Origin of the sequence: Micromonospora sp. KC606 (assembly GCF_004348675.1) — a bacterium.
Classification (GTDB): domain Bacteria; phylum Actinomycetota; class Actinomycetes; order Mycobacteriales; family Micromonosporaceae; genus Micromonospora.
In genome coordinates this window covers 1-4181 of sequence record NZ_SMKN01000328.1, presented here as the reverse complement: position 1 = coordinate 4181, position 4181 = coordinate 1, and the positions used below count along the sequence as shown (strand labels likewise).

The 4181-nt window shown below is 72.2% G+C and carries 3 protein-coding genes and 2 pseudogenes; 2 read left to right on the top strand and 3 right to left on the bottom strand.

All coding sequences use genetic code 11. The features are described from left to right. Positions 1-360: pseudogene (locus E1193_RS30330) on the bottom strand (peptidase M23); the annotation flags it as partial. A 418-nt stretch (positions 361-778) separates the two neighbouring features. Between E1193_RS30330 and E1193_RS30325 the strand changes: the two are divergent. Together E1193_RS30325 and E1193_RS30320 are read left to right on the top strand one after the other, a co-directional pair. Further along, positions 779-1699 (top strand): PAC2 family protein, encoded by a 921-nt coding sequence (locus tag E1193_RS30325; protein ID WP_132186562.1) that lies wholly within the window; start codon positions 779-781, stop codon positions 1697-1699. A 164-nt stretch (positions 1700-1863) separates the two neighbouring features. Then, the gene (locus E1193_RS30320; RefSeq protein ID WP_132186561.1) at positions 1864-2661 is read left to right on the top strand and encodes an exodeoxyribonuclease III; all 798 of its coding nucleotides are present in this window, start codon (positions 1864-1866) and stop codon (positions 2659-2661) included. A 129-nt stretch (positions 2662-2790) separates the two neighbouring features. Here E1193_RS30320 and E1193_RS33575 read toward each other — a convergent pair. Then, positions 2791-2880: pseudogene (locus E1193_RS33575) on the bottom strand (XRE family transcriptional regulator); the annotation flags it as partial. 133 nt (positions 2881-3013) lie between these two features. After that, a partial coding sequence (locus E1193_RS30315; protein WP_132186560.1) for a metallophosphoesterase occupies positions 3014-4181 on the bottom strand: 1168 nt, incomplete at its 5' end.

Below are 4181 nucleotides of genomic sequence, written 5' to 3'. Positions count from 1 at the left end.
GGCCGGGACGGGGGTGGGGGACGCGGCGATCGGGGCGCGCTCCTGATCGCGGGAGGCGGCGCCCTCCTGCTGCGCCCGCTCGGCGAGGGCGGCCTCGACGCCGGCCGGGGCCGCCGGCTCGGTGAGCCGGGTCTGGAAGCCGGCAACGCCGGCCAGCCCCAGGCAGGAGGCGAGGCCGGCGGCGAGGGCTACCCCGGCCGGCCGGCGGGGGTTAACGAGGGCGCCGAGGCGGGTACGCAGGGCACGGGTCGCCGCAGTGCCGCGGACCATGCCGACCCGTTCGGACGATGGAATATCATCCGAACGGCCAGTCGCGCCGTCGGGACCGCAGTGGTCGTCGAGGGTGTCGTCGTCACGCATTCGACGAGGCTAGGCAACGGATCCGCCTGCCAACCCGCCCCGTAAAGTGGCCCTGCCCACACTTCACCACCCGCGAAGTGGACAGGGGCACTCGCACCACCGGCCGGGTACCCGTACGCGCCGTACCGGGCATCCCGGAAAGCCGGGGTGGCCGGTACCGTCGCGGAACAGCCGGGCGGAGACCGCACCGGCCTCTCGCATGATCGACATACTCCACCGTTCGCCCCACCCTGCACGCATCATTCGGGGGACCCGCCCCCTGGATGATCGCCGAAATGAGGGCCTTCGCCCGGGTTTGATCACGGGATTGTCGACCACTCACCCGCTGCCGGAATGGAAGCCGACGGCGGGTACGTTCCCCGAACGGGAACCGTGTGCGCGCGGCCCCGTACGCGTGCTTTCAGGGAGGTCCGAACCGGTGCTCGACCCACACGAGCTCTACCAGCTCACCGATGATCTGCCCGACCTCCGACAGCCGGTGCTGATCCAGGCGCTCACCGGCTTCGTCGACGCCGGCGGCGCCAGCCGTCTGGCCCGTGAGCAGCTGCTCACCTCGCTGGAGTCCCGTCAGATCGCCACCTTCGACGTCGACCAGCTCTTCGACTACCGGTCCCGCCGGCCGGTGATGACCTTCGTCGAGGACCGCTGGGAGCACTACGATGCTCCCGAGCTGGCGCTGCACCTGCTGCACGACGACGACGAGACCCCGTTCCTGCTGCTCGCCGGCCCGGAACCGGACCTACAGTGGGAGCGTTTCGTGGCGGCGGTCGGCGAGCTGTCCGCCCGGCTCGACGTCCGGCTCACGATCGGACTCAACTCGATCCCGATGGCCGTGCCGCACACCCGGCCCACCGGGGTGACCGCACACGCCACGCGGCGCGAGCTGATCGCCGGGCACGAGCCGTGGCTGCAACAGGTGCAGGTCCCCGGCAGCGTCGGCAACCTGCTGGAGTACCGGCTCGGCGAGCAGGGCCGCGACGCGGCGGGTTTCGCCGCGCACGTGCCGCACTACGTCGCCCAGACCGAATACCCGGCCGCTGCCGAGGCGCTGCTCTCCTCGGTCTCCCGGACCACCGGTCTGCTGTTGCCCAGTGACAGCCTGCGGGCCGCCGCCGAGGTGGTGCGGGTCGAGATCGATCGCCAGGTCGCGCAGACCGACGAGGCCGCCGCGCTGGTGCACGCCCTGGAGGAGCAGTACGACGCCTTCGCCCGCGGCCGTGGCGAGAAGAACCTGCTCGTCACCGAGACCGGGCCGCTGCCCACCGCGGACGAACTCGGCGCCGAGCTGGAACGCTTCCTGGCCGAACAGACCGGCCCGGGCGACACCCCGAACTCCTGACCGCTCTGCACCGCTCCCCCGTCGCCGCCCTCGCTCCCCGATTGGCGCACACGGCGGTATCCGGTTCGCTGGGTGCCGCCGCCCGGCGCTAGCTGGAGTCGATCATGCACGGCCACCGGCGCGGCCGGACGGCGCGACGCGGCCAGATGCGGCAGGCTGGAGACATGCGCCTGGCGACCTGGAACGTGAACTCGGTGAAGGCCCGGCTGCCCCGGCTGCTGGACTGGCTCGCCACCACCGGCCCGGACGTGGTCTGCCTCCAGGAGACCAAGTGCCCCGACGGCTCGTTTCCGTCCGCCGAGGTGGGCGAGCTGGGCTACGAGGTGGCCAGCCACAGCGACGGCCGGTGGAACGGGGTGGCCATCCTGTCCCGGGTCGGGCTGGCCGACGTCACCGTCGGGTTCCCCGGCGAGCCCGGGTTCCCCGAGCCGGAGGCGCGGGCCATCTCCGCCACCTGCGACGGGGTCCGGATCTGGTCGGTGTACGTACCGAACGGGCGCACGCCCGGCGACCCGCACTACGCGTACAAGCTGGCCTGGTTCGCCGCGCTGCGCGACGCGCTGGAACCGGAGGTGGCCGGCGGCGGGCCGGTCGCGGTCTGCGGCGACTTCAACGTCGCACCGACCGACGACGACGTGTGGGATCCGGCGCTCTTCGTCACCTCCACCCACGTCACCCCGGCCGAACGCGCCGCCCTCGCGGCGCTGCGCGACCTCGGGCTGAGCGACGTGGTGCCCACCCCGATGAAAGGCCCGCACCCCTACACGTACTGGGACTACCGGGCCGGGATGTTCCACCAGAACAAGGGCATGCGGATCGACCTGGTGTACGCCACCGCGCCGTTGGCCCGCGCGGTCCGCTCGGCGTACGTGGACCGGGAGGCACGCAAGGGCAAGGGCCCCTCGGACCACGCCCCGATCGTGGTCGACGCCGACCTGGTGCCGATCGTCGAGTCCTTCTGACCCCGCCGCGCGCCCAGGCCGGCGAAGCGGCACCCTGACCCGTCGGGCGAGCGACACGCCGCCCAGCCAGTGCCGGGGGCGCGCCCCCGGCTGGTGCGCCTGCCCGCCGGTGCCGCGCGGGCAGAATGCCTCGGCGGTGGCGAACGGCCCGCCAGCCCCGGGTAGCTGGAGCGGAACGACGTGCAGTTGCACCCCCGGCAGCTCGGCGCGGGCCAGGAGGTGGGCGAACTGCTCGGCCATGGGGCCGCTGAGCAATCGAGGAATGGCCTCCAGACCGCCAAGACCGAGGTGGCCCTCGACCACTACCAGGTGCGCCGGTTCGATGCTTGGTACCGACCACATAACACTCGCGCTACCTTCCGGCCGCCCGGAGGGTGAGCAGGGTGATGTCGGGATCGGCGCCGATGCGTACAGGTGGGCCCCAGAAGCCGGCGCCGTTGGTGACGTAAACCGGTGTGCCGTCCACCTCGCCCAGTCCAGACACGACCGGCTGCTCCAGCGCGACCAGATAGTTGAAGGGGAACATCTGGCCGCCGTGGGTGTGGCCGGAGACCTGCAGGTCCACGCCGTAGGGAGCGGCGTCACGCACCGCCACTGGTTGGTGCGCCATCAGCACCACCGGCCGGGACGGGTCGCGGTCGCCGAGCGCGGCCGCGTAGTCCGGCGGGTCCGCGAACTGGGCCCCGGTGATGTCATTGACGCCAGCGAGGTCGATCACCCCGCCACCGTGGGCGATCTCGACTCGCTCGTTGCGCAACACCCGCAGGCCCAGCTCATCGGCTGCCTCGGTCCAGCTCCCAAGGCCGGCGTAGTACTCGTGGTTACCGGTGACGTAGAACACCCCGTGTCGGCTCCGCATCTGGGTCAGCGGCAGGAGAGACTCCCGCACCTTGCCGGGTTCGGAGGTGACCACGTCGCCGACCACCGCCACCAGATCAGCGTCGAGGTCGTTGACAATCTCCACCATCCGCTCCACCTGCCCGGTGCCGAGCAACGGTCCGATGTGGAGGTCCGCCAGGACGGCCAGTCGCAGGCCGTCGGCCCGGCGGCCCAGGCGGGACATCGGAATGTCGTACCGTTTGATGGTCGGCGCAAGGTAGGCGCGGCTCACGCCGACGCCGGTGAGACCCACCGCGACCGCTCCGGCAGCGATGGCCGCCCCACGGCGCAGCAGCAGCCGGCGGCCGGGATCGTAAGCAGGCTCCGGCTCGGACGCGAATTGCGACTCCAGGGCCGAGCCCAAGACGGTTTCCGGCGGCGGGTCGACGCCACCCGAGCCGCCCGAACCGACCGCCACCGGGACGGACGCCGGCCGCTCCACCCGGGCTCGCCGGCGTGTCGCGAACCACGCCACCAGCACCGGCACCTCGAGCACGAGCAGCGCGAGGAGCAGGTAGAACATCAGCGCCAGCCACAGATAGCCGGGCATCGTCAGCCACCGCAGGCCGGAAGGCAACTGGTCGCCGAGCAGCAGGGTGGCGGTCAGCAGTACCAGCGCGCCGGCGAACGCGAGCCCACCC

Bases quoted from the DNA above. Each gene is read 5' to 3' on its own strand.
- E1193_RS30320 (WP_132186561.1), top strand. From the start codon at position 1,864: ATGCGCCTGGCGACCTGGAACGTGAACTCGGTGAAGGCCCGGCTGCCC.